Below are 24696 nucleotides of genomic sequence, written 5' to 3'. Positions count from 1 at the left end.
CCTCGTCCGCGAAGTGCCCGAGGCGATGAAGCCCCGCCGGATCGAGATCGCCCATGCCAACGGCAATGGCGCGACCCCGGTGCTGGAGGCTAAGGCCGAAACGGTCAACTGAGGCTGGGTCAGGTCGTGAGCCTGTAAGGACCTTCAGGCTCTCCCGTCCCGGGCTTGACCCGGGACTTGGCCCTACCGCTAGCGGCGCATGCGTCACGTTTGCGCCGCTCATTGCCAGAGGTCCCGGATCAAGCCCGGGACAGCAGGGCGCGTCGGGCAACCGGCGCGCCTTTTCGTCAGGTATCGGTCAGCCCGTGATAGGCCGAGATCGCCAGCCGACGCAGCGTATCGCGCGGCAGATCGCCCACCAGCGCACAGCCGAGGCCCTCCTCGATCCACCAGAAGGCCCGCCGTCCCGGTTCCTCGGCGAAGGCCAGTTCGGTTTCCCCGCCCTCGCGCCGGGTGACATAGAGGGCAAGGCGGCGACCCATCTCATCCTCATACATCAGCAGCGCCGCGGGTGAGGTTTCGCCCGGCAGAAGCCGCCCGCCGATCAGCCGGAAGCCCTCGTCTGACAGGTCCGGTGGGCGGATCGGGGTTCCCAGACGCTTGGACAGCCATTTCACCAGATGCGCCTCGTCCTCGGCGCCCACCTCGACCGGATGCGCCACCTCCACCGCATAGGTGGCAAAGCTCGCCATCGCCGTCTCTGCCAGCGCCGGACCGGGGGGCTGCAGCATCCGTGCGCCCGACCATCCGGCGAGGAATCCCAGCGCCAGCAGGGCCAGCGCAGCAGCGATCCGCCAGATCCCCGGCGCAGGCGCCCGCACCGCAGCCCGGGCCGCCGTGACCGACGCCGTCAGCCGGGCGGGCACCGGCTCGTCGGCGACCGGCGCATACAGCGCCCGCAGCGCCGCATCCTGCCGGTCCCACTCCTCCAGATCGCCGGCCAGCCCGGCATCCCTTGCCGCCCGCGCCGCAAGCCGCGCCTGATCCTCGGCCGACCCGTGCCGCAGGCGCAGCGCCTCTTCCGCACTGATCCGGGACCCCTCCGGCATCATTCCCCTGCCTTTCCGTGGCGCTGCGCTACCATCTCGCGCCCCGTCACCTGTCTCAACGTCGCCCGCGCCCGCGCCAGCCGCGAGGCGAGCGTGCCCTCGGCACAGCCCATCACGCTGGCGGCCTCGGCCAAGCTCAACCCTTCCAGCGCCACCAGCAGCAGCGCCGCCCGCTGATCATCGGGCAATTGCCCCATCGCCGCATGGACCTCGGCCAGCGCCAGACGCCCCTCGGCCTTGCGCGCGGCGGGCGGGTCGGGCTGGTCCGGCACCAGCGCCAGGGCCACCGCGGCGGGCCGGTTCCGGCGCAAGCCATCCCGGAAGCGGTTCAGAAGGATGCGGCACAGCCAGCCGCGCAGGGGCCCGTCGCCGCGCCATTGCGCCCGGCGGGCCAGCGCCGCCTCCAGCGTGTCCTGGACGAGATCGTCCGCCGCCTCGCGGTCACGGGCAAGCGCCCGCGCAAAGGCCCGCAGGCCCGGGATCGCGGCCTCGATCTCGTCCAGATACGGCATTCCGCCCTCAGTCCTTGGCGATGTGCCAGACCCCGTTGACCCCGTCGCCGGTCATGTCGCCGGGCTTCTTGTCCTGCACCCACAGGTACAGGGGCATCCCCTCGTGGGTCCACTGTTTCGTGCCATCGGTGCGGTCGGTCAGGCCATATTCGCCTTCGGCCTTGGCATCCGCTGCCGCCAGAAGCGGCGGCCAGTTTTCCGCGCATTGGTCATAGCAGGCCGACACGCCGTCCTTGTCCTTGTCGAAGACATACAGCGTCATGCCATTGGCATCCGTCAGCATACCGTCCTTCTCCATTACGGCCATGCCATCGGCCAGGGCGGGCGCGGCAAAAAGCGCCAGAAGCGCAAGGGCAAGCGGGGAACGGGTCATCGAAATCCTCCATCTGGCTTCGCAGGCCGGAAGCCGGGGCAGGCGGCCGGCACGGCCACCTTGGGGAAACGACGCAGCCGGCGCAGGGTTCATCCCGCGCCGGCCCCATCTTCACGCGCAAGTGATCAGCGGCTCAGGCTCTCTGCCAGCCGCATCAGGTTCACCGCCTCGATCCGGTAGCCGAAGGCATCCTCGCCCCGGTTCGCCACGGCCAGCGCGATGGCCTCGTCCCAGCCCCAGTCGCCCAGGTAGACCGAGCCTTGCAGCAACTGCCCGAACCCGGCGATGGCGGCGGCGAAGCGGGTCTCGGTGCTGGCGGGTTCCTGCCCGGTGATCGGCGTTTCCACCAGCGTCGAGGTGTCTTTGCCGGGAGCCTTCCAGCGCAGCCGCAGGAAGCCGAGTTCTCCGGCGCCATCCTCGGTCGCCGTCGCCGCGCCATAGCGCAGCGGGTCGTTCAGCAGCGCATCGGACCCCGGGGCCGTCACCTCGTAGATCGCCGTCACCTGCGTCCCGGCGCCGATCTCGCCCGCGTCGACCTTGTCGTTGTTGAAATCCTCGCGCCGCAGCGACCGGGTCTCATAGCCGATCAGCCGGTATTCCGCGACCGTGGCCGGGTTCCATTCGACCTGGATCTTCACGTCGTCGGCGATGGGGAACAGCGCCCCGCTCAGCTGATCGACCAGCACCTTCCGCGCCTCGCTCAACGTGTCGATATAGGCTGCCGTCCCGTTCCCGTTCTGCGCCAGCGCCTGCATGGTCGCGTCATCCAGATTGCCGCGCCCGAAGCCCAGCACCGACAGATAGGTCCCGGTCTCGCGCTTCCGCGCCACATAGGCCTCCAGCCCCTCCGGGTCGTCGATGCCCACGTTGAAGTCGCCGTCCGTCGCCAGCAGGATGCGCGTGACCTCGCCGTCGGCCTTCATCCCCTCGGCCACCTGATAGGCCAGCTCCAGCCCCGCAGCCCCGGCGGTGGACCCGCCCGCCGACAGGTTCTCCAGCGAGGCAAGGATCGCCGCCCGGTCCTTCGCCGCCGTGGGCGGCAGCACCAGCCCCGCCGATCCGGCATAGGTGACGATGGACACCTGATCCTCGGGCCGCAGTTCCGCCAGCATCAGCGACAGCGACTGCTTCAGAAGCGGCAGCTTGTTCGCATCCTCCATCGAGCCGGAGGTGTCGATCAGGAACACCAGGTTCAGGGGCGGCCGCGCCGCCACTTCCGGAAGCGCGCCCTGGATGCCGATGGTGACAAGCCGCGTGCCGGGGTTCCAGGGCGTCGGCATCACGCTGACGGTCGAGGCGAAGGCCGCATCCCCCTCGGGCGCCGCATAGGCATAGGGGAAATAGTTCACCATCTCCTCCACCCGCACCTGCTCCGGCGTCGGCAGATAGCCCCCCGTCAAGGAGGACCGCACCACAGCATAGGATGCGGTGTCCACGTCGATGGAGAAGGTCGAGACCGGCTCCTCCGCCGTCACCTTCACGGGGTTGGGCGCTTCGTTCGAATAGGCTTCGGTGTTTTCGACCGGCGCGGGCATCACCTCTGGCGCAGCGGCGATCGAAGTGGACGGCGCGGCCAGATAGCCCAGGGTGCCGCCGCCTTCCATCTTCGCCTCGGCCCGCAGGCGCGGCTCGGCGCCCATCACCAGATCGCCTACGGGCGGGCTGACGGGCGCCGCCTCTTCCGCCATCTCCATCGGCGCTTCGGCTTCGGGCGCGCTCTCTGCAACCACGGCCGAGGAGGCCGTGTCGCTGGCGTCGGCTCGCGCAAGCTCATCCGTCGCTACGACCTCGGCGTCGGGCTTGGGTGCCGCATCTGCACCGGATTGCGCAGTGTTGCCGGTCTCGGCAGTCAGGGTCGCGCCCTCGCCGCCGGTGGGGGTGGCGGTCGTTGCCGGTGCGGGCTCGGGCGTCACCATGGGTTCGGCCTTCTTCGCGACCGGCACTTCCTTCGGCGCTTCCGTCGGGACGACCGGCTTGCCGATCCGCAGGTCGGCCACCGGCAGGATCACCGCGACACCGATCAGCAGCGCTGCGGCCGACGTGGAAATGGCAAGGGCAGGGCGGGAGGTCAGGTATTGGAACATGCGACGTACTCCGTTCAGGGGGGCCGCTCGGGGGCGGTCCTCACTGGAACGTGACGCCTCATGCGATCCTTGGAGCCGGTCGAAATTTTCCATCGCCAGTCGCATCGCCCGCGTCTTGGCATCCTCGTCCGGGGCCGGTGCGGCCTTCAGGGCGGCGCGGAGGTCGTCGAGATCGTCGGTCATTTCGCGTCCTCCCGTGCCATGGCCCGCAGGCGTTTCTTCACTTCGCTCATCCGCCAGGCGATCGTTCCTTCTGACACACCCAGCACCACCCCCGCCTCGGCCTGGGTCATCTCTTCGCCCAACACCAAGGCCACGGTATCCCGCAATTCCGGCGACAGCCGCGTCATCGCCTGCGCCAGCCAGTCCGAAGCCTCGGCCTGCACGGCGATCTCGTCCTGCCGCGCGATCTCCCAGTCGCCCCAGCCCTGCGCCGCGCGCAAGCGGGTCGCCTGCCGCCGCCGCAGGTCATGCGCGGCGTTCACCACCACGCGGTAAAGCCAGGTGGTGAACCGAGCCTCGCCGCGCCAGTTCCGCAGCTTCACCGGCAGCGCGGCGCAGATGTCCTGCGTCAGGTCCTCGGCTTCCGCCTTCACCCCGGTCAGCCGCCAGGCAAGCCCGTGGATGCGGTCGTAATGCCGCCCGACCAGCACGGCAAAGGCCGCCCGGTCTCCCCCGGCAGCCGCAGTCGCCAGCATTTCGTCGGGCGTGTCCATCAGCATCACTTACACAAGACGCGCGGGCGGGGGCAATCCTTGGCCCGGTCGGGAAATCCTTTGCACCGCCCGCGCCACCGGCTAGCCTGCGCGAAATTCATCCCCGGATTCCCGATGCGCCCCGTTTCACCCGTTCTGGTCCTCTGTCTGACCCTCTGTCTGGCCTTCTTCCTCCCAGCCCTTCCCCTTGCCGCCCAGACCCTCACCCTCGCCGAGGATCCCGCCTGGGTCGACATCGCCCCGATCCCCGAAGGCAACGCCGCCACTCGGGCCGAAGTCGAGCGCGGGCAGTATTTCCTGCTCTCCGATCACCAGATCCGCTGGGAAGGCGACGTCAGGCAATCCTGGAACCGCGTGGTCGCCGAAGTGACCGACCGCGCCGGGCTGGAAGAACTGGCGACGATCCGGGTCGACTTCGACCCCACCAACGAATCCACCAGCCTCACCCGTCTGCTGATCCACCGCGGCGACCAGCTGATCGACCTCAAGGCCAGCATCGCCCCCCAGGTCTATCGCCGCGAGACCCGGCTGGACGAGGGCATCATCGACGGCACGCTGACCGCCGTGGTCCAGGTTCCCGATCTCCGCGTCGGCGACGTTCTGGAACAGGCGACGCTTCTGGAAACCCGGCCCATGCTGGGTGCGGGCGAACATGGTGGCTCGTCCTGGCTGGAATGGTCCACTCCCGTCGTCCTGTCGCGCACGCTTCTCATCTGGCCCAAGGACGCGCCGCTTGAGGTCGCCCCCTTGCCCGACCGCGTGACCCATACCGCCACCGACATCGGCGACGGCACGCTCCGCCACGAATGGCGGCGTGAAAACCACGTCCCGCCCATCGATGAGGAAAGCGTGCCCTACGAGGTGATCGAGGACGCGCTCCTGCGCTTCTCCGACACAAGCGACTGGACGCCGCTGGCCCTGGCTATCGCGCCGCACTACACCCGCGACTACCCCCTGCCGCCGGAATGGGAGGCCAGGGTCGACCGGATCGCGCAGGAAAACCCCAGCTCCGACGCCCGCGCCTATGCCGCCCTGCGCCTGGTGCAGGACCAGCTTCGCTATGTCTCGCTCAGCGTCGGTGCCGGCGGGTACCTCGCCCGCCCGCCGGAAGAGGTGATCGCCTCCGGCTTCGGCGACTGCAAGGACAAGTCACTCCTCCTCCGGGTGATCCTGACCCGGCTCGGGATCCCCTCGGCCGTCGCGCTGACCGACCTCGATGCAGGCTATGGCCTGCCCGAAGAACTGCCGATGCTCGGCGTCTTCGACCACATGATCCTGCGCGCGACGCTGGACGGCCAGAGCGTCTGGATGGATGCCACCGGCTCGCATGAAGGCGGCAGCCTCGGCACCGCGACCCAGCCCGACTACGGCTATGCGCTGCCCATCACCGGCAAAGGCCCCGCCGCGCTGGAGCGGATGGAGGTCACGGCCACAGGCACCTGGGCGCAGGAGGTACGCGAGGACTACGACTTCTCCGTCATCGGCCTCTTCCTCACCGTCGAGACGCTGAACCTCACCGGCGCCGCCGACGCTGCCCGCGCCCGCTGGGCCACCACCCCGGCCTCGCAGATCGGTCGCGACTTTCTCGACTTCTACCAGAAGCGCTATCCCGGCCTGACCGAGGCGAAGCCGCCACGGATGACCGACGACCGCGGCCAGAACCGGGTGACGGTGGTCGAGACCTATTTCCTGCCTGCCACCGCGCTGGACCGGAACGGGTTGCGCCAGGATTTTCCCTTCGCCTCCACCGGCCTGATGGACCGCTTCCCCGACCCCCCGACCCGGCCCCGGCGGCTGCCGCTGGCGGTGGGCGGGCCGTGGAGCTTCACCCACAAGGTCACGGTCAAGGATGCCCCCATCGACTTTAATCCGCCCGAGGATGTGGCGGTCAGCAATCCCGCCTTCGACTTCAGCCTGAAGGGCGCCTCATCAGAGGGAGGGTCGATGGACCTGACATGGACCTACCGGCCCAAGGCCCATGCCGTCCCCGCCGATCAGGTGGCCGAGGTGCTGGAAGATGCCGACGCCGTGCGCGACGCCACATGGTATTCCTGGGATCTGACCCCGGAATAGGAAACCCCGGCCCGGAGGGGAACCGGACCGGGGCGCTCTCCGTGACGGGCGCTAGAACAGGAGCCCGTCATAGACGCCATAGGCCGCCGAGGTCGAGCGCAGGCTCTGCCCCTCGTCGCGGGCATAGGCGGTGATGGCATTGTAGGTGCCGGGGCCGAACGACCCGTCGATGCCACCGCGATAGTAGCCCCAGGCGCGCAGGTTGCGCTGGATCGCCTTGCGTTCGCGCAGCGAATAGCTCTGGAAGGCGCGCGCCGCGGGGGTGTCGTAGACCGAGACGGTGCGGACCGGCTCACGGTAGGTCGGCTCGCGATAGGTCGGCTCCCGATAGGTCGGGCGCGGCTCGTAACCTTGGCCATAGCCCTGATCGTAAAGCTTGGCCTTGCGGTTGTTCTTCAGCAGTTCGTCAACGATCACCGCCGTCGCAACCCCGGCGGCAAAGCCTTTTTCCTTGTCGCCCCAGGCGAGGGCGGGGGCGGCAGGAACGGCGGCGATGGAAAGCGCGGTCAGGCCGGCGATCAGGGTTGTCTTCGCGTTCATGACAGAGAGCAGCATGTCGTGTCCTTTCGTGGGTCTCCCCGGCAGTCGGGGTTTGATGCCACTGGTTATGGGCATCGGGGCCACGCTAGGCAAAATCAGCGCCACGCTAGGGGAAAACGCAGTATTGTTATGGGATAACGCGTTTTCGATCAGTGGGTTAAGTCAGGCCTGCCCGCTTGCCAGCAGCGCGGAAAGCCGTCCTAAACCTTCCTCCAGCCGCGCTTCCGGCCCGCCTCCCGCCCCGATGCGGATGTGCCGGGGCAGCCCATAGGCCGATCCGGGCAACAGAAAGGTGCGCCAGGGCGGGGCCAGCAGCGCCCGCGCCAGCGATTCGCCGTCGGTCCCCGCCACCCGTGCCAGCCCGATCAGCCCAGCCTCGGGCCGGTGCCAGGACAGGCGCGGCTCCTCGGTCACGAAACGGTCCAGCCGGTCCAGCGTCTCCGCCCCCTCGGTCCGCGCGCGGCCCAGCGACGCCGCCAGCCGTTCGGGCCGCAGCGCGATGTCGGCGATATGCTCCCCAAGCACGTTCATGATCTCGGATGAATTCTCGCGCAGGATCATCGCGTCGCGGATCACCTGCGGCGTCTGGCAGATCATCCAGCCCGTGCGCAGCCCCTGCAGCCCCAGCGCCTTCGAGACCGACCCCGTGGTGATCCCGAACGGCGTCAGCCCCGCAATCGACGGCGGTCGCGGCCCCGCCCATTCGAGGCCCGCATAGACCTCGTCCACCACCAGCCAGATCCCGTGCCGATCCGCGATCTCCGCCAGCGCCCCCAGCTCCACCTCGGGGATCAGCCGCCCCGTCGGGTTGTTGGGGTTGGTCAGGAAGATCATCCGCGTCTTCGGCGTGACGGCGCGGGCCACCGCCTCGGGGTCGAGCCACCACCCCCGCACCTCGTCGCGCGGCACCTCCACCAGCCGCGCGTCGATGGCTTTCGCCATGACGCCCGCCTGCGGCCAGCCCGGCGCTTCGGTGATCAGCTCGTCGCCCTCGGTCAGCAACTGCCGGAACAACAGGTAGTTCGCTTCCGCCGCCCCCGCCGTGATCAGCACACTGTCCGGCGGCAGGTCCAGCCCCGCCTGATCCAGCACCCGCTGCCGCAGCGACGGAAGGCCCAGGAAGCTTGCCCCGTTCCAGTCCAGCGACAAGTCCGGGTCGAGGTCCGCCAGAAAGTCCTTCAAGCGCGGCGACCGGGCGAGGGAAAAGCCGATGAAGCATTCCGGCGGGTCCGCAGCCGTGGTCTCCAGCAGATAGTCGAACAGCTTGTGGATCGTGACCTTCATCCGTCCCCCCCGAGCGCGCAAAGGTTTTCGAAAACCTTTGCCAAAATCCTTCGAAGGATTTTGCCCCCTCACCGCACGTCGCGCCCCTGGTTCAGGATGATGACATTCCCCGACGACACATCCCCCGCAGGCGAGACCAGGAATCCCACCCAGGCCGCGATCTCCTCCGGCTGCATCGCCCGCCCATGCGGCATCGCGCTGATCGCCTTCGCCAGCACATCTTCTGTCAGCACATTGAAGAGGGGTGTCTCCGTCATCGCCGGGGCGATCGAATTCACCGCGATCTTCTCCCGCGCATAGCGCCGCGCGAGGTCCTTGGTCAGCGTGTCCATCGCCGCCTTGGACGCCCGGTAATGCGGCGGATCGAAGACGTCGAAGTTGTAGGCCCCGTTCGACGAGATGTTGACGATCTTCCGCACCCCCTCCCGCCCCGTCATCGCCTTCACCGCGCCCTGGCAGCAGTGGAAGGCCGAGGAGAAGTTGATCGCCATCTGCCGGTCCAGTTCCGCTGCCGGAATCTCGGGGAAATCCGACATGAAGCAGGTCCCGGCGTTGTTCACCAGCACGTCCACTCCGCCGAAGCGCGCCGTCAGCCGGTCGAACAGATCGGCAATCGCCTTTGCGTCGGTCAGGTCCACCGCCTCCGGCACGAAGCCCTCGCGGTCCGCCGCCATCGCCAGCAGCGCCGTCCCGTCGATGTCCACGCCCACCACCACCAGCCCATCGGCCAGCAGCCGGTCCACGAAGGCCCGGCCCAATCCTCCTGCGGCTCCGGTGACGACGGCGATGCGTTGGCGGGTCATGAGGGCGTGCTCCTGCGGGCCGGGAAGGCCAGCCTAGGCGAAGCCCGGGACTGGCTCAACCTGTCAGGGTGCCTTCGGAAGCTTTTCGAAATCCGCCGCCGAATGGCGCTCCGGCAACTGCTCCCAGGGCTCGCCCCAGGACCGGTTGACCTTGCGGCCCCGCACCACCCCAGGCCGCGCGTCGATCCGCTTGGCCCAGGCCATCACGTTCTTGTAGCTCTCCGCGTCCAGGAACTCCGCCGCGTTATAGGCCCGGCCCAGCACCAGACCGCCGTACCAGGCATAGATCGCCATGTCGGCCAGCGAATATTCCCCCGCCATCCACTCATGCTCTGCCAGATGCCGGTCCAGCACGTCCAGCTGGCGCTTCGTCTCCATCGCATAGCGGTTGATCGCATATTCGATCTTCACCGGCGCATAGGCGTAGAAATGCCCGAATCCCCCGCCGACGAAGGGCGCCGAGCCCATCTGCCAGAAAAGCCAGCTGAACATCTCGGTCCGCTGCGACGGATCCTTCGGGATGAACGCTCCGCCGAACTTCTCGGCCAGATACAGCATGATCGAGGCGCTCTCGAACACCCGTTGTGCCGGTTTCACCCCATGGTCCATCAGCGCCGGGATCTTGGAATTCGGGTTCACCTCGACGAAGCCCGATCCGAACTGGTCGCCCTTGCTGATCTCGATCAGCCAGGCGTCATATTCCGCGTCATAGCCCGCCTCCAGCAGCTCTTCCAACAGGATCGTCACCTTGATCCCGTTCGGCGTCGCCAGCGAATACAGCTGTAACGGATGCTTGCCGACCGGCAGATCCTTGTCATGCGTCGGCCCTGCGACGGGCCGGTTGATCGAGGCGAAGGTGCCGCCCGAGGGCTGCTCCCATGTCCAGACTTTCGGCGGCACATAGTCATTCGGCATCGGCGTGACCTCGCGTTCGGGAAGGGTTGCTGAGAAAAGCTAGTGCATCCCCCGGGGACCTTCCAGAGCCCCCGACCTGCGGCAGGGGGCTGCGCAGATGCACAGCCGGACGAAAAAGGGCGACCCGAAGGCCGCCCCTTGCACCGATGCCCGCCCGGTCAGACCGACAGGCAGACGTATTTCAGCTCCATGTAGTCATCGATCCCGTGGCGCGACCCCTCGCGCCCCAGCCCGGACTGCTTGACCCCGCCGAAGGGCGCCATCTCGTTGGAGATCAGGCCGGTGTTCACCCCCACCATCCCGTATTCCAGCGCCTCCTGCACCCGGGTGATCCGCCCGATGTCGCGGGCGTAGAAATACGACGCCAGCCCGAAGATCGTGGCGTTCGCCAGATCGATCACCTCTTCCTCGGTCTCGAACCTGAACAAGGGCGCCAGCGGCCCGAAGGTTTCTTCCTGCGCGACCTTCATGTCGGGCTTCACCCCGGTCACGACCGTCGGCTGGAAGAAGGTCCCGCCCAGTTCGTGCCGGTGGCCCCCGGTCACGACCTTGCCGCCCCCCGCCAGCACATCGGCGATATGCTCCTCGACCTTCTCCACCGCCGCGCCGTTGATCAGCGGTCCCGTGGTGACGCCCGCCTTCAGCCCGTCGCCGATGGACAGCTTCTCCACCGCCGCCGAAAGCTTTTTCGCGAAGGCATCATAGACCCCGGCCTGCACATAGATCCGGTTGGCACAGACGCAGGTCTGCCCGTTGTTGCGGAACTTGGAAATCATCGCCCCTTCGACCGCCGCATCCAGGTCGGCGTCGTCGAAGACGATGAAAGGCGCATTGCCGCCCAGCTCCATCGAGCATTTCAGCACCTGGTCCGCCGCCTGCTTCAGCAGGATGCGCCCCACTTCGGTCGAGCCGGTGAAGGTCAGCTTGCGGATCAGCGGGTTCTCGCAGAATTCCTTGCCGATGTCCGAGGACCGCTTCGAGGTGATGACCGAGAAGAGCCCCGCCGGGACGCCCGCCCGCTCCGCCAGCACCGCCAGCGCCAGCGCCGAGAGGGGCGTCTCGGCGGCGGGCCGGGCGACAAACCCGCAGCCCGCCGCAAGGGCAGGGGCCACCTTCCGCGCGATCATCGCGTTCGGGAAGTTCCACGGCGTGATCGAGGCCGCCACGCCGATGGGCTGCTTCAGCACATGGATGCGCTTGTCGCGCTGGTGGCCGGGAATGATCTCGCCATAGGTGCGCTTGGCTTCTTCCCCGTAGAACTCGATGTAGGACGAGCCATAGGCGATCTCGCCCTTGGCTTCAGAGAGCGGCTTGCCCATCTCGGCGGTCAGGATCGTCGCCAGATCGTCCTGGTTCGCCATGCACAGGTCGAACCACTTGCGCAGCACCTGCGCCCGCTCTTTCCCGGTCCGCTTGGCCCATTCGCGATGCGCCACATGCGCCGCCTTGATCGCGCGGGCGGCTTCCGCCCGGCCAAGGTTCGGCAGCTGGCAGATCACGTCGCCCCGCGCCGGATTCGTCACCGGGAAGGTCGAGCCGTCATCCGCCGCGATCCATACCCCGGCGACATAGGACTTCGTCACCAGCAGCGAGGGGTCTTTCAGAAGCGACGCGAGATCGGTCACGGAATCGAGCATGGGTGGGCCTCCTTATGCTTTGCGCAGACAGGTGCCATGCGGGGCAGGGTATGTCCAGTTCCAAGCCGCGCCTGAGGCCAGGCCTTGGCCAAATCCTTGGCAAGCTGGACTTGTTCTGGCAGCGGGCCGCAAATCTTTTCGAAAAGATTTGCCAAATTCCTTCGAAGGAATTTGCCCCGCCCTCACCCGTTCGCGTGCATCCGCTCGATATAGGCGCGCATCTCCTCGGCCTCGTGCCGTGCGTCGCGCAGCCCCTCCATCGCCGCCTTCAGCTCGGCCTCGGTCTGGCTGATGTGGTTCATCAGCTCCGCCTCGCGCTGCTCCAGATAGGCCAAAGCCTGGTCGCGCAGCTCCTCGGCCTCGTGCAGCGATTGCGCCAGCTTGTCCATCTCGGCCATGTCGCCACCCTGGACCCGTGTGAAGCGGTGCAGGAGCCAGTGGGTGAACCAGCCCATCGCGAAGGCGACCAGCAGGATGATAGCGGTGGCGACGACGAATTCGGTGCGGTTCATTGGGTGTTCAGGCCTTCGGGGCGGGGCTTCGGAGCCATGGTCTTTTCGGTCGGCGCGACCGAGGGGCCGGTATCGCCGGAAAAATCGGGGCCGGTCGCCGCTGCGCCAGCGGCCGGGGCAGGGGTACCCGCGCCTTCGGCCGGGGCAGGGGTGCCTGCACCCTCTGCGCCCGCTTCGCTTCCCGCCTCGGCGCTGGCCGCGGGAACGCCCTTCAGCACGAACTCGATCCGACGGTTCGCCTCGCGGCCTTCCTCGGTCTGGTTGTCGGCGATGGGCAGCGCCTCGCCGAAGCCCTTGGCCGTCATGCCCGACACATCGACCCGGCGGCCCTGCAAGGCCAGCAGCACCGCCTCGGCGCGCGCCTGGGACAAGGCCTGGTTGCCACTTTCCGAGCCCTGGCTGTCGGTATGGCCCCCGATCTCCATCTGCATCGGCGGGCAGTTCGACAGGATCGCCGCCAACTCGTCCAGCACCGGTCGCGCCGTGGTGGCGATCTCGGCCGAGGAGGGGGTGAAGGTGATCTTGGTCCGCGCGATCACCGCATTCACGTTCGCCGCGCATTCCTGGGGCGTCGGCAGGCTGGCGATGGGGTCCAGCGCCTCGTCATAGCGCACGTTGACGCGGAAGGTCTGGCCCTGGCCCAGTTCCTCGGACAGGATCTGGGTGATCCGGCCCCGCGCTTCCTTCGAGCCGGTGACGCCCGTCACCTCGACCAGATCGGCCCGGACCAGAAGCTTGCCATGCGCCACCTGCGACAAGGCCTTCAGCCCCGCCAGCACCCGGACCGGCCAGCCGTCGGGCAGTGTCTCGTCCACCCGCGTCGCGGTCAGCACCTGCGCCCCGGCAAAGGCCGACCGCGCGAAGGCATCGACCGCCTTCCGCTGCGTCTCGTCCGTCAGCCGCCCGCGCAGCTCGACCCGGCCGGTCTCGCCCAGGGTCGCGGTGAATTCCGCCGGGCCCTGCGTCGCGGTCTCCTTCTTCTCCAGCGTCGAGGTCAGTGAGAAGACGTCCGGCAGCCCGGTTTCCAGGTCGCCCACCACCTTGTCGAAGCTCTCCTGCGGCACGTCGCTGCCCGCCAGCAGCGTCACATCCGCATCCGAGAAGGTGATCGAGCCCGACCCCAGCTCCGTCACCGCCTTGATCGCCAGGCTGACGGCATCCGCCCAGCGCGGCGTCGGCGTGCCGAGACCCACCTGGCAGACCGTCGATCCCTCGACCCCCGCCGCCCGCGCCGCCCGCAGGATCTGCGTCCGGGCCCGGTCGGTATCGGCCGAGCAGCTGTCGAAGCGCGCGCCGTCGCCGTCCAGCACGAAGCGCAGGGTGAAGGGGGTGATAACCGGCCGCGGGGCCGAGATGTCCATGACCAGTTGCACCGTCGCCGGGGCCAGCCGGCGCAGCTCGCTCTCCAGCCGCCGCTTCTCCTCGGCGCTGGCGGCGATCGCCTTGACCTCGACCCGCTCCGCCGTGACCGAGATCTTCGACAGCTGCAACCGCTCCAGCGCCTTCAGCCCGAAGGCCAGCGCATCGTTCCAGCTTTCGGGCGCGGGGTAATCCGCCGTCTCCAGCATGTCCGGCAGCTCGGTGCCCTGCGCCAGAGCCGCCGCGGCCGCCGCAAGGTCCGCCTCGCTCATGCCGCCCTCGGCGGGCTTTTCCGGGATCAGACCGCTCAGCTGCACCTCGTCCTCGGTGCGCAGCATCTCGACCGAGAACTTCGGCGCCTCGATCCCCCGCGTCGGCGCCACGTCCAGCCCGTCGCGGATGCGCGAGCTGTCGATGACCTCGCCCACCTTGTTCACCGCCCGGAACCGCGCGGCCTCGTTCGGGGCGGTCCCCGTGAGCCGCACCTGCAGTCCCTCGGTGGTGACGGTGATCCAGTCGATCTTTTCGGCATGAAGCCGCGCCGTCACCGCCTTCTCGGTCCGCTGTTCGATCACCAGCGCGGCCCCGTAGGCGACGGTGAACATCACCCCGGCGGCCAGGATGAAGGCCAGAAGCGCCAGGGTGGTCGAGTTGAGCTTGCGAAGATGAGGCAGCAGCAATGGACTTCCGAAAGACTCAGGCGCGGCAGCGCGCCCCCCGCTTCCTAGGGGTTCGCGCGCCCGGGTTCAACCAAGCCATGCGGCGACGGCAAGAAACGGCAAGGGGATCAGCCCGGCATCCCGGTTCGCCCGGAACACCTTCAGGCACGACGCCGGGTCGTCGAGGTTCAGCACCCGCATCTGCCAGCCAAGATGCAGCCCCATCGCCCAGACCCCCGCCAGTGCCACGACGAAGGCCCCCGGCCGCCCGGCCCCGGCATGGGCCAGCACGACGGCAACGGCGAAAAGCCCCAGCGTCAGCGCGAAGAACCCCCAGAGCCAGGCGCGGCTATCCTCGCCGAACAGCCGCGCGGTCGACTTCACCCCGATCAGCGCATCGTCCTCGCGATCCTGGTGGGCATAGATCGTGTCGTAATAGAGCGTCCAGGCGATCCCCCCGAGGTAGAGCGCGACCGAGGCCGGCGGCACGCTTCCCGCATGGGCCGCCCAGGCCAGAAGCGCGCCCCAGTTGAACGCCAGCCCCAGAAAGACCTGCGGCCACCAGGTGAAGCGCTTGGCGAAGGGATAGATCGCCACCAGCCCCAGCGAGGCGACCCCCAGCCCGATGGCCAGTCCGTTGTAGGTGAAAAGGATACCGGCCGCCAAAGCCGCCTGCACCGCCATCCAGACCAGCGCGCCCCTGACCGTCACCTGCCCGGAAGGCAAGGGCCGCGACCGGGTGCGCGCCACCTGCGCGTCGATGTCCCGGTCGGTGATGTCGTTCCAGGTGCAGCCCGCCCCGCGCATCAGGAACGCCCCCGCGCCGCAGGACAAGGCCAGCCACAGGTCCCATGCCCGGAACCCGCCCGCACCCCCCGCCAGCGCAATCGCCCAGAGGCAGGGGATGAACAAGAGCCAGGTCCCGATCGGCCGGTCGGCCCGCGACAGCCGCAGCCAGGGCCGCGCCGCTACCGGGGCATACAGGTCCACCCAGTTCGCTTTTGGCGCATCCGCCACCTGACCCGTCGCCGCGTCGGGCGCGGCCTCTGGCAATTCGGGCGCTTGGGACATAGGTTTCGGCTCATGGATGCAAAGATCAGGCTCTATGTAGATCAGCCCCTTGCCCCGGGGCAAGCCGTGCGCCTTACCCCCGACCAGGCGCACTACCTGACCGGGGTCATGCGGCTGACCAAGGATACCGCCCTTCTCCTTTTCAACGGCCGCGACGGCGAATGGCGCGCCATCCTGACCGATGCCTCGAAACGCGGCGCCATCGCCACCTGCGATAGTCTGACGAAACCCCTCCATCTCCCGCCCGACCTCTGGCTCCTCTTCGCGCCGATCAAGAAGGCCCGCACCGACTTCATCGTCGAAAAGGCGGTGGAGCTTGGCGCCGCCCGCATCCTGCCCGTCCAGACCCGCCACACCAATGCCGAGCGCATCCGTCAGGACCGCCTGCAAGCCCATGCCGTCGAGGCCGCCGAGCAATGCGGCGCGACCTTCGTCCCCGAAGTCGCCGATCTCCAGCACCTCGACAGGCTCCTGTCCCGATGGCCCGAGGATCGCCGCCTCTACTGGTGCGACGAGACCGCCCTCGGCCAGCCCGCCACGATCACACCCGCCACCGGCCCCGCCGCCATCCTGATCGGCCCCGAAGGCGGCTTCTCCGCCGAGGAGGCCGCGAGGCTCCGCGCCCGGCCCAATGTCACCCCCCTCAGCCTCGGCCCCAGGATCCTCCGCGCCGACACCGCCGCCGTTGCTGCCCTCACCCTCTGGCAGGCCGCCTGCGGGGACTGGCGATGATCCGCGACGCCGGGCCGCAGGATCGCGCCGAAATCGAATCCTTCCTGACCGCGCAGATCGACCAGGCGATGTTTCCCCTCGCCGCCCTGCGCGAACACGGGCTGGCGCAGGGCGGTTTCGCCAGCCCGCATGACCACGCCATCCGCGTCTGGCTTCTAGGGCGCAGCACCATCGCCCTGACCCGCTCGGGCAATCTTCTCCCCTATCTCGACGGCAGCCCCGACCTGGCTCCCCTCCGCGCCGCGCTTCAGGGCCAGACCATCGCCGGTGCCATTGGACCCGCCGCCTCCGCCCGGCCGGTGATTGCGGCCCTCGGGCTTGACCGCCTGCCCGCCGCCTCCGACCGAAACGAACCCGGCTTCGCCCTGACCCTCGCCGACCTCAGCCTCCCCGACCTCCCCGGCACCAGCCTCCGCCCCCTCGCGCCCGATGACCTTCCCCTCGCCGCCGCCTGGCGCGAGGCCTATCTCTGCGAGGTGATGGGCGGCTCCGGCCCCGAGGCCCGGGCCAAGGCCGGTGCCGACATCGCCGCCTACATCGCCCGCGACAGCCACCGCCTGCTGCTGCACCGCGACCAGCCCGTCGCCCTGACCGGCTTCAACGCCACCCTGCCCGGGATCGTCCAGATCGGCGGGGTCTACACTCCACCCGCCCTGCGCGGCAAAGGCTATGCCCGCCGCGCCGTCGCCCGGCATCTCGAGGAAGCCCGCCAGAAGGGCACCACCCGCGCCGTCCTCTTCGCTGCCTCCGACGCCGCCGCCCGGGCCTATCAGGCCATCGGCTTCCGGCGTGTGCGGGATTTCACCCTCTTCCTTCTCAAGACGCCCGTGGTGCTCGCCGCATGAACCCGATCCGTCCCGAACTTCTCGCCGCGCTCCACCGCAATGCCGAGCTTCTGGCGGCTCTCGCGCTTGCGGCCTTCGGGGGCTGGACGGCCTCGCAGGGCGGCTATCTCCTCACCCCTCTCGGCCTCGCTCTCCTCGCCATGGGTGCGGGCTGGGCGCTCACGGCCTGGCGTCGGCTCCGCTTCCGGCAGGACGGCGAGGCCCCCGGCATCGTTCGCGTGACCGAGGCGCAGATCGCCTATTACGGCCCGCACGTCGGCGGTTTCGTCGGCCTGCCGGAGCTGGTGGAGCTTCGTCTCCTCACCCTGCGCGGCCGCCGGATCTGGAAGCTGAAACAGGCCGACGGCCAGCTCCTGCACATTCCGGTCGAATCCGACGGGGCCGAGGCTCTGTTCGACGCCTTCTCCTCGCTCCCCGGTATCGACATGGCCGCGCTCGTCGCTGCCCTCGGCTCCGACGCCGCGCCCTCCGACACGCGCGTCATCGCGCTCGCCGAGGTCGACCGCCTGATCTGGGCGCGGAAGGGTGCAGGCATCGTCACTGCCTGACGGTTTTTCGTTAGGGTTTTTGACGGTGAGGCGGGCCAGAGGTCCGGCCCGCGCGACAATTCCGCTGTCCAAATCCTAACGGATCTATAACGTCCACGCGCAACCCGTTGATATCCTTGCAACGGATTTTCTGCCCGCGCGCGGGCACCCGGACTGCCAGCTTCGCGCCCCCTTGACTTGCCTCCCGCCCCTTGACACCTCTGGGCGTCCGGTTTTGAAGGCCGGAGCCCAGCCGAAGCAGCGCAGTCCCGGAGCCCCTTCATGTCCATCCCTCAGTCCGGCGGCGGACCCATCGAAAGCCTCGACCAACTTGCCGCCTACATGGACTCCGGCTGCAAACCCGCCGCCGACTGGCGGATCGGGGCCGAGCACGAGAAATTCGGCTGGCTGACCGACACCCGCCTGCCGCTCCCCTACGCTGGCGACCGGTCCATCTCCGCGATCTTCGCCGCGCTCGAATCCCGCTATGGCTGGCAGCCCGTCCGCGAGGGCGCGAACGTGATCGGCCTCACCCGCGACGGCGCCAACATCAGCCTGGAACCCGGTGGCCAGTTCGAGCTGTCGGGCGCCCCCCTCGTCTCCACCCTCGAGGTCGGCGCCGAGCTGCAAACCCATCTCGACGAGGTCGGCTCCATCGCCGGGCCGATGGGGGTGAAGTTCATGGGGATCGGCGCCGCCCCCGAATGGACCCACGACCAGATGCCGGTCATGCCCAAGGGCCGCTACCGGCTGATGACCGACTACATGGGCCGCGTCGGCACCCACGGCACGCAGATGATGTACCGGACCTGCACCGTGCAGGTGAACCTCGACTACGGCTCCGAGGCCGACTTCGTGCAGAAGCTCCGCGTGGCGCTTGCCCTGCAACCCGTCGCCACCGCGCTCTTCGCCTCCTCGCCGTTCTTCGAGGGCAAGCTGAACGGCCATAAAAGCTGGCGCAGCCGCATCTGGCGCAGCCTCGACGCCAGCCGCACCGGGATGCTGCCCTTCGCCTTCGAGGACGGGATGGGCTTCCAGCGCTATGTCGACTGGGTGCTGGATGTGCCGATGTACTTCGTCTACCGCGACGGGAAATACATCGACGCTCTGGGGCAAAGCTTCCGCGATTTCCTGGCCGGAAGGCTGCCAGCGTTGCCCGGAGAGAAGCCCACGCTGTCCGACTGGGCCGACCACATGACCACCGTCTTTCCCGAGGCGCGGGCGAAGAAGTTCATCGAGATGCGCGGCGCCGATTGCGGCGATCAGGCCCATATCGCCGCGCTGCCCGCCTTCTGGGTCGGCTTGATGTATGACCAGACCGCCCTCGATGCCGCCTGGGATCTGGTCAAGAGCCTGGACGCGGAAACCCGCGAAGGCCTGCGCGTCGCCGCCTCCGTCTCGGCCCTGCAAGGCGAGGCTGGAGGGGTCAAGCTCCTCGACCTCGCCCGCGCCGCCGTGGGCCTGTCGCACGCCGGACTGGTGTCCCGTGGCCTGGGCGAGGAAGTGCAGCTCCTGCCGCTGGTCGAAAGCCTGAAGACCGGTCGGGTGCAGGCAGACAAGTGGATCTCGCTCTACGAAGGCGACTGGGGCCGGAAGCTGGCCCCGATCTACGAAGCCGCCTCTCTCTAGCCTCCCGGTTCGATTTCACCCGCCTGCGAACGTGACGAAGTCAGCGGTGAGCCGAACCCGAAAGCGATACCGAAAGGTAAACGCACAAAAGCAAGCCGTTGATTTCACTGGATCGTGCAACCGCGCCGCGCGTGGCGCTCAGGCCTTCTTCCGCCCGATCCGCGGCTCGGTCCCTGCCTTCAGCCGGGCCAGGTTCGCCGAATGCCGGACATAGACCAGCACGGTCAGGATCAGCGCCAGGACCAGAAGGCTCCCGTCCGTCCGCCACAGGATCCACAGACCTGCGCTTGCCGCCGCGATCAGCGCCGCGACCGAGGAGTACCGCGTCACCACCGCCGTCACCAGCCAGGTCAGGCAAAGCCCGAGCCCGACCTGCCAGTTGAGCGCGAGGAAGATCCCGAGGAAGGTCGCCACCCCCTTGCCGCCCTTGAAGCCCAGCCAGACCGGGTAGAGATGCCCGAGGAACGCCGCCAGCCCCGCGACCTGTGCGGCATCCTCGCCGCCCACCAGCCAGCGCGCCAGCAGCACCGCCAGCGCCCCCTTGCCGCCGTCCAGAAGCAGCGTTGCCAGCGCGGCCCGCTTGTTCCCGGTCCGCAGCACGTTCGTCGCCCCGATGTTGCCGGACCCGATGGAGCGCAGATCGCCCAGCCCCATCGCCCGCGTCACCAGGATGCCGAAGGGGATCGAGCCCAGCAGGTAGCCCAGCACGGCGGTCAGCAGAAGCATCCCCTGCGAGGTCACGAAATCAGGCATGGCTCACTCTTCCGCCGCAAAGACCTGCGTCCCGCCGACCCAGGTGGCCAGCACCTTACCCTCCATCCGCGCGCCGTCAAACGGGGTGTTCTTCGACTTGGACCGGAGCTTGAAGCGGTCCATCAGGAAGGGCGCGTCGGGGTCGAAAAGGATCAGGTCGGCGGGCGCCCCCAGCGCCAGACGCCCCTGCGGCAGCCCCAGCCGGTTCGCGGGGTTCAGCGCCATTGCCCGGAAGAGCGACGGCAGGTCCAGATGTCCGGCATGGAAGAGCCGCATCGCCGCCGGAAGGAAGGTCTCCAGCGCGACGGCCCCGGCAGCGGCCTCCTCGAAGGGAAGCCGCTTCGATTCTTCGTCGGCGGGGGTGTGCATCGAGGAGATCACGTCGATCGTCCCATCGGCCACAGCCGCGACCACGGCCAGCCGGTCCTGTTCCGACCGCAGGGGCGGTGTGACCTTGAAGAAGGTCCGGTAGTCGCCCACGTCGAATTCGTTCAGGGTGAGGTGGTGGATCGAGGTTCCCGCCGTCACGTCCAGCCCCGCCGCCTTCGCGCGGGCCAGCGCGGGCAGGGCGCGGGCGGTGGTGATCTGGTCGGCGTGGTAGCGCACGCCCGTCATCTCGACCAGCGCAAGGTCGCGCTCCAGCCCCATCCGCTCGGCCATCGGCGAGACCGCCGGAATGCCGCGCAGGCTGGCGAACTTACCGGAGGTCGCGGAGGCCCCCGAGGACAGCGCGGGGTCCTGCGGATGCCCCACCACCAGCGCGCCGAGCGAGCGGGCGTAGCTCATCGCCCGGGTGATCGCCTTGGCCTCGGTCGAGACGCGGAAGACATCGGTGAAGGCGATAGCGCCCGCATCGCGGAGGAAACCGATCTCGGTCATCTCGCGCCCCTCGCGGCCCTTGGTGAGGGCGGCCATGTGGCGGATGCGGACCGGGGCTTCCGAGGCGCGGCGGGTGACGAACTCCAGCGTCTCGGGCGTGTCGATGGCGGGGGCGGTGTCGGGCCGGGCGATGATCGTCGTCACGCCCCCGGCCGCCGCCGCCTGTCCCGCCGAGCCGAAGCTTTCGCGGTGCCGCTCTCCCGGTTCGCCGATCTTGACGCCCCAATCGACAATGCCGGGGGCAAGGCATCTGCCGCCGCAATCGATGAGCGTCGCGCCCTTGGGGGCTTTCTCGTCGCGGGACAGGATCACCCCGTCCTTCACGGTCAGCTGGCCCAAAGCATCCGTCCCGGCCTCGGGGTCGATCAGGCGGGCGTTGGCGAAGTGAAGCGTGGTCATGGGCTGTCCGTCCGAAGGGCTGGCCCGATATGCGACGGCGTGGGCGGGTTGTCCACCGGAACTCACCCCAGAGCGAGCCAGAGCGCGACCAGCGCCACGAGGACGAGCGCCGCGCCGAGGAGCAGGAAGGCCGAGGTCGGGCGCTGCGGCGTCCGGTCGGGCGGCAGGTTCGGGGTCAGCGTGCCCTGGGCGGCAGCCGAGGGCAGGGGCTCGAAATGCACCGGGGGCTGGTCCTCGGTGTAAGTGCCGACAAGAGTGAGACGCGGATCGGGGGAAAGCGTGACCGCACGACCATGCTGCGCCTTGGAGAGCAGGATCAGCACTGGCCCGGTCACCGCGTCCAGCCGCGCGCGGTCGGCGGCAAGCACGGCTTCCGGCACGCCCAGGCCCTCGGACAGATAGCCCGCGAGCCCGAGGCCAGAGAGGTCGGCCAGGTCGAAAAGCTCGACAAAGGCAGGGTCGAGGTCCGGATCGCCAAGCAGTTCGGCAGCGAGCCCGGCCTTGTCGCGCTTCAGGTCCTCGGGCGTCAGGCGGGCGGCAAAGACCCGGACAGCGTGCCGGTCACTGGCGGGAATGGCGAGCGTGGTCATCGACGGTCTCCCATGATGCGGGCGGCGGTGGCTGCGGGGTCGGCCTGGTACTTGATCAGGGCGCGGTCGCCGGTGGCGGTGGTGATCTGCACGGCGCCGAGGAAGGGCCGGGCCGAACGCAGTTGCGCCAGCGGGATCGCCCGCCCGCCGGGGCCGAGGAGCCGCCGGTCGGTCAGCCGCCAGGTCTCGGCCAGCGCCTCGGGGGCAAGGTAGGCCGCCCGCGCGCCGATGGCGAGGACGGCACCAATGGGTCCGGCGACGGGCCAGGGGTTGCCCAGCCAGATGAGCAGCAGCCCCGCGGCCGCCCCGAGGACCACGGCCATGATCAGGTGGCTGCGCCAATAGGTCGTCCGGTCGGCGCGGAACTCGGCGGCAAGGGTCTCGCCCTCCTGCAAGGGAATGACGGTGCCGAGAAGCGGGTCGGGTTCGATCCGGGCCATCAGGCGATCCAGACGAAGACTGTGGTGAAGACGGCGATGAAGACCAGCACGGCCACGGCCACCATGCCGCCCTGGCGCATCTCGGCTCTGGTGGGCTTGCGGTCGGGATCGGGGGTCATCCGGCTTTGTCCTGAAGTTCGCGGATCATGAGGAACACTTTCTCCGCATCGGCGATGTTTTCAAAGCCCGATCTGGTAGTGCCGAGATCCCCGTCCGAATCCCGCTCCAGCCGCGCGTGCAACCAGACAGACCCGGCGAGCCTGCCCGGCTCCAGCTCCAGCGCGGTGGCGGGCAGGATCGGATAGACCTTGAGGCTGGGGAAGGGCCCGGTGCGCAGGACATAGGCGGCGCGGGTGGACAGCGCATAGCGGATGTACCGGCTGGCGGTGCGGGCCTCGACGAGGGGGCCGAAGACGAGAAAGCCGCCGAGGCCGAGGAAGGGCAGGCCGAAGGCGGCGAAGAAGACCGCGAGGCCCGCCTCCGAAGAGCTGGCGGCCTGGGTCAGCTGGTGGAGGCCGGTGAAGAACACCGCGATGCCGATGAGCAGGAAGGGCAGGCCGAAGACCATCAGGAACAGCCGCTTGCCGCGCTGGTGGAAGCCGGGGGCGGGGGCGCCTTCCCAGAGCAGGGTCTCTCCGGGGCGGAGGGGCCAGGGGGAGGGGGTCATGTCATGCACCCACCCCGCCTCACGCCATCATCCCCACGATCTTCCGTCCCCTCTCCGCCCGCAGGTTCCGCGCCAAGAGGTCCATGCAGGCCATTCGGACCGCCACGCCCATCTCCACCTGATCCTGAATGACGCTGCGATTGATGTCATCGGCAAGGTCGCCGTCAATCTCCACCCCCCGGTTCATCGGGCCGGGGTGCATGACGATGGCCTCGGGCGAGGCCACGGCCAGCTTCTCGGCATCGAGGCCGTAGCGGTGGTAGTATTCGCGTTCCGAGGGGATGAAGCCGCCGTCCATCCGCTCTTTCTGAAGCCGCAGCATCATCACCACATCGGCGCCCTTCAGTCCCTCGCGCATGTCGTCGTAGAGCTCGCAGCCGAAGTCCTCGACCCCCGAGGGCATCAGGGTCGGCGGGGCGATCAGGCGCAGGCGGTTTTCCATCTTGCCGAGGAGGATCAGGTTCGACCGCGCCACGCGGGAATGGGCGATGTCGCCGCAGATCGCGATGGTCAGGCGTTGCACGCGCCCCTTGGCGCGGCGGATGGTCAGGGCGTCGAGAAGCGCCTGGGTGGGATGCTCATGCCGCCCGTCGCCCGCGTTGAGGACCGCGCAATCCACCTTCTGCGCCAGCAGGTTGACCGCCCCGGAGGCCCCGTGCCGCACGACCAGCAGGTCCGGATGCATCGCGTTCAGCGTCATCGCGGTGTCGATCAGCGTCTCGCCCTTCTTCACGGATGAATTGGCCACCGACATGTTCATCACGTCGGCCCCCAGCCGCTTTCCGGCCAGTTCGAAGGACGATTGTGTGCGGGTGGAGTTCTCGAAGAAGAGGTTGATCTGCGTCATCCCGGCCAGCACGTCGGACTGCTTCACCGTGCGGCGATTCAGGTCGACATAGCGCTCGGCGAGGTCGAGGACGGTGGTGATCTCCAAGGGCGCGAGCTGCTCGATCCCCAGAAGATGGCGGGCGCGGAAGGCCATGGGCGGGTTCCCTTTCCGGTTTGTCCCTCTATCGCAAAGGCGGGGGGGGTGGGGCAAGCGGAGAGAGGCGGGGCCGCTCGTCGTCTCCTTTGTCGCTCCTCGCCGGAACCCGACGAGAAGACGAAGTCGAACGAGGAGGGTTCACCCCCGCCGCAGGTGTTCTTCCAGCCTTGGCATGATCTCGACGAAATTGCAGGGCCGGTGGCGGCTGTCGAGTTGGGGTTTCAGGATCTCGTCCCAGGCATCGCGGCAGGCGCCGGGGCTGCCGGGAAGGGCGAAGAGGTAGGTTCCCCCCGCGACGCCCCCTGTCGCCCGGCTTTGCACCGCGCTGGTGCCGATCTTCTGCATACTGACGATGGTGAAGACGGTGCCGAAGGCCTCGATCTCCTTCTCATAGATTTCGCGGTGCGCCTCGACGGTGACGTCGCGGCCGGTGAGGCCGGTGCCGCCGGTGGTCAGGATCACGTCAATCTGGGGGTCGGCGATCCAGGCTTTCAGGTGGGCGACAATGGCCGGACGGTCGTCGGCGACGATGCCCCGGCCGGCAAGCTCGTGCCCGGCCTGCGTCAGCCGGTCGACCAGCGTGTCGCCCGATTTGTCCGTCTCCGCCGTGCGGCTGTCGCTGACCGTCAGCACCGCGATGCGGACCGGGTGGAAGGGCAGGCT

Annotated in this window: 25 protein-coding genes and 1 pseudogene; 6 read left to right on the top strand and 20 right to left on the bottom strand. The window is 68.7% G+C overall.

What is annotated here, in order from left to right; genetic code table 11:
* Positions 1-112 (top strand): annotated as a pseudogene (locus V7Q39_RS20610) (heat-shock protein); the annotation flags it as partial.
* A 175-nt stretch (positions 113-287) separates the two neighbouring features.
* Here the strand turns inward: V7Q39_RS20610 and V7Q39_RS08610 are convergent.
* The 5 genes from V7Q39_RS08610 to V7Q39_RS08590 form a co-directional block, all read right to left on the bottom strand.
* Entirely contained in the window at positions 288-1049 is a 762-nt protein-coding gene (locus V7Q39_RS08610) for an anti-sigma factor family protein (RefSeq protein ID WP_333816156.1), read from the bottom strand.
* Positions 1049-1561 carry a sigma-70 family RNA polymerase sigma factor gene (locus V7Q39_RS08605; RefSeq protein WP_333816155.1) on the bottom strand — a complete coding sequence of 171 codons (513 nt, stop codon included), beginning with the start codon at positions 1559-1561 and terminating at the stop codon, positions 1049-1051. The genes V7Q39_RS08610 and V7Q39_RS08605 overlap by 1 nt, the downstream gene beginning before the upstream one ends.
* Before the next feature lie 7 nt (positions 1562-1568).
* Positions 1569-1934 (bottom strand): COG4315 family predicted lipoprotein, encoded by a 366-nt coding sequence (locus V7Q39_RS08600; RefSeq protein ID WP_333816154.1) that lies wholly within the window; start codon positions 1932-1934, stop codon positions 1569-1571.
* Positions 1935-2059: 125 nt separating this feature from the next.
* Positions 2060-4201, bottom strand: a complete 2142-nt coding sequence (locus V7Q39_RS08595; RefSeq protein WP_333816153.1) for a vWA domain-containing protein — start codon at positions 4199-4201, stop codon at positions 2060-2062.
* Positions 4198-4734: an RNA polymerase sigma factor gene (locus V7Q39_RS08590; RefSeq protein ID WP_333816152.1), complete on the bottom strand. Its 537-nt coding sequence runs from the start codon at positions 4732-4734 to the stop codon at positions 4198-4200. Before V7Q39_RS08590 ends, V7Q39_RS08595 begins: the two co-directional genes overlap by 4 nt.
* Before the next feature lie 114 nt (positions 4735-4848).
* Here V7Q39_RS08590 and V7Q39_RS08585 point away from each other — a divergent pair, with 114 nt between their 5' ends.
* Positions 4849-6807 carry a DUF3857 domain-containing transglutaminase family protein gene (locus tag V7Q39_RS08585; RefSeq protein ID WP_333816151.1) on the top strand — a complete coding sequence of 653 codons (1959 nt, stop codon included), beginning with the start codon at positions 4849-4851 and terminating at the stop codon, positions 6805-6807.
* Between the two features lie 51 nt (positions 6808-6858).
* Here V7Q39_RS08585 and V7Q39_RS08580 read toward each other — a convergent pair whose 3' ends face one another.
* The 8 genes from V7Q39_RS08580 to ubiA form a co-directional block, all read right to left on the bottom strand.
* The gene (locus tag V7Q39_RS08580; protein WP_333816150.1) at positions 6859-7362 is read right to left on the bottom strand and encodes a peptidoglycan-binding domain-containing protein; all 504 of its coding nucleotides are present in this window, start codon (positions 7360-7362) and stop codon (positions 6859-6861) included.
* A gap of 147 nt (positions 7363-7509) precedes the next feature.
* A complete protein-coding gene (locus V7Q39_RS08575) occupies positions 7510-8631 on the bottom strand; it encodes a pyridoxal phosphate-dependent aminotransferase (protein ID WP_333816149.1) in 1122 nt (373 codons plus the stop codon).
* 68 nt (positions 8632-8699) lie between these two features.
* Positions 8700-9434 (bottom strand): SDR family NAD(P)-dependent oxidoreductase, encoded by a 735-nt coding sequence (locus V7Q39_RS08570; protein ID WP_333816148.1) that lies wholly within the window; start codon positions 9432-9434, stop codon positions 8700-8702.
* A gap of 63 nt (positions 9435-9497) precedes the next feature.
* Positions 9498-10349 carry a glutathione-dependent disulfide-bond oxidoreductase gene (gene yghU, locus V7Q39_RS08565; RefSeq protein WP_333816147.1) on the bottom strand — a complete coding sequence of 284 codons (852 nt, stop codon included), beginning with the start codon at positions 10347-10349 and terminating at the stop codon, positions 9498-9500.
* 158 nt (positions 10350-10507) lie between these two features.
* A complete protein-coding gene (locus V7Q39_RS08560) occupies positions 10508-11986 on the bottom strand; it encodes an NAD-dependent succinate-semialdehyde dehydrogenase (RefSeq protein ID WP_333816146.1) in 1479 nt (492 codons plus the stop codon).
* Positions 11987-12168: 182 nt separating this feature from the next.
* On the bottom strand, positions 12169-12498 hold the full coding sequence (locus V7Q39_RS08555; protein ID WP_322245347.1) for a hypothetical protein: 330 nt from the start codon (positions 12496-12498) through the stop codon (positions 12169-12171).
* Positions 12495-14537: an OmpA family protein gene (locus tag V7Q39_RS08550; protein WP_333816145.1), complete on the bottom strand. Its 2043-nt coding sequence runs from the start codon at positions 14535-14537 to the stop codon at positions 12495-12497. Before V7Q39_RS08550 ends, V7Q39_RS08555 begins: the two co-directional genes overlap by 4 nt.
* A 66-nt stretch (positions 14538-14603) precedes the next feature.
* Positions 14604-15587: a 4-hydroxybenzoate octaprenyltransferase gene (gene ubiA / locus V7Q39_RS08545; RefSeq protein WP_333816144.1), complete on the bottom strand. Its 984-nt coding sequence runs from the start codon at positions 15585-15587 to the stop codon at positions 14604-14606.
* A 12-nt stretch (positions 15588-15599) separates the two neighbouring features.
* On the opposite strand from ubiA, the gene V7Q39_RS08540 reads away from it, so the two are divergent.
* The 4 genes from V7Q39_RS08540 to V7Q39_RS08525 all read left to right on the top strand — a co-directional run bounded on the left by V7Q39_RS08540 (position 15600) and on the right by V7Q39_RS08525 (position 19320).
* On the top strand, positions 15600-16319 hold the full coding sequence (locus tag V7Q39_RS08540; protein ID WP_333816143.1) for a 16S rRNA (uracil(1498)-N(3))-methyltransferase: 720 nt from the start codon (positions 15600-15602) through the stop codon (positions 16317-16319).
* The gene (locus V7Q39_RS08535; protein WP_333816142.1) at positions 16316-17164 is read left to right on the top strand and encodes a GNAT family N-acetyltransferase; all 849 of its coding nucleotides are present in this window, start codon (positions 16316-16318) and stop codon (positions 17162-17164) included. The genes V7Q39_RS08540 and V7Q39_RS08535 overlap by 4 nt, the downstream gene beginning before the upstream one ends.
* The gene (locus V7Q39_RS08530; protein ID WP_333816141.1) at positions 17161-17712 is read left to right on the top strand and encodes a hypothetical protein; all 552 of its coding nucleotides are present in this window, start codon (positions 17161-17163) and stop codon (positions 17710-17712) included. Before V7Q39_RS08535 ends, V7Q39_RS08530 begins: the two co-directional genes overlap by 4 nt.
* Positions 17713-17973: 261 nt before the next feature.
* Entirely contained in the window at positions 17974-19320 is a 1347-nt protein-coding gene (locus V7Q39_RS08525) for a glutamate--cysteine ligase (RefSeq protein ID WP_333816140.1), read from the top strand.
* A gap of 138 nt (positions 19321-19458) precedes the next feature.
* Here the strand turns inward: V7Q39_RS08525 and plsY are convergent, their stop codons facing one another.
* The 7 genes from plsY to moaB all read right to left on the bottom strand — a co-directional run.
* Positions 19459-20073 (bottom strand): glycerol-3-phosphate 1-O-acyltransferase PlsY, encoded by a 615-nt coding sequence (plsY, locus tag V7Q39_RS08520; RefSeq protein ID WP_333816139.1) that lies wholly within the window; start codon positions 20071-20073, stop codon positions 19459-19461.
* A gap of 3 nt (positions 20074-20076) precedes the next feature.
* Entirely contained in the window at positions 20077-21351 is a 1275-nt protein-coding gene (gene pyrC / locus V7Q39_RS08515) for a dihydroorotase (protein WP_333816138.1), read from the bottom strand.
* A gap of 62 nt (positions 21352-21413) precedes the next feature.
* Positions 21414-21941, bottom strand: coding sequence for a hypothetical protein (locus tag V7Q39_RS08510; RefSeq protein ID WP_333816137.1), 528 nt, complete (start codon positions 21939-21941; stop codon positions 21414-21416).
* Positions 21938-22381: a hypothetical protein gene (locus V7Q39_RS08505; protein WP_333816136.1), complete on the bottom strand. Its 444-nt coding sequence runs from the start codon at positions 22379-22381 to the stop codon at positions 21938-21940. Before V7Q39_RS08505 ends, V7Q39_RS08510 begins: the two co-directional genes overlap by 4 nt.
* Positions 22382-22496: 115 nt before the next feature.
* The gene (locus V7Q39_RS08500; RefSeq protein ID WP_333816135.1) at positions 22497-23048 is read right to left on the bottom strand and encodes a hypothetical protein; all 552 of its coding nucleotides are present in this window, start codon (positions 23046-23048) and stop codon (positions 22497-22499) included.
* A 19-nt stretch (positions 23049-23067) separates the two neighbouring features.
* The gene (locus V7Q39_RS08495; RefSeq protein ID WP_333816134.1) at positions 23068-24030 is read right to left on the bottom strand and encodes an aspartate carbamoyltransferase catalytic subunit; all 963 of its coding nucleotides are present in this window, start codon (positions 24028-24030) and stop codon (positions 23068-23070) included.
* A gap of 141 nt (positions 24031-24171) precedes the next feature.
* Positions 24172-24696 (bottom strand): molybdenum cofactor biosynthesis protein B (moaB, locus tag V7Q39_RS08490; protein WP_443082502.1); only part of this gene is annotated, 525 nt, incomplete at its 5' end.

It is taken from the genome of Tabrizicola sp. (genome assembly GCF_036781545.1).
GTDB lineage: Bacteria > Pseudomonadota > Alphaproteobacteria > Rhodobacterales > Rhodobacteraceae > Tabrizicola.
Note: the sequence above shows the minus strand (reverse complement) of the source record. Positions and strands in the feature narration are given on the sequence as shown.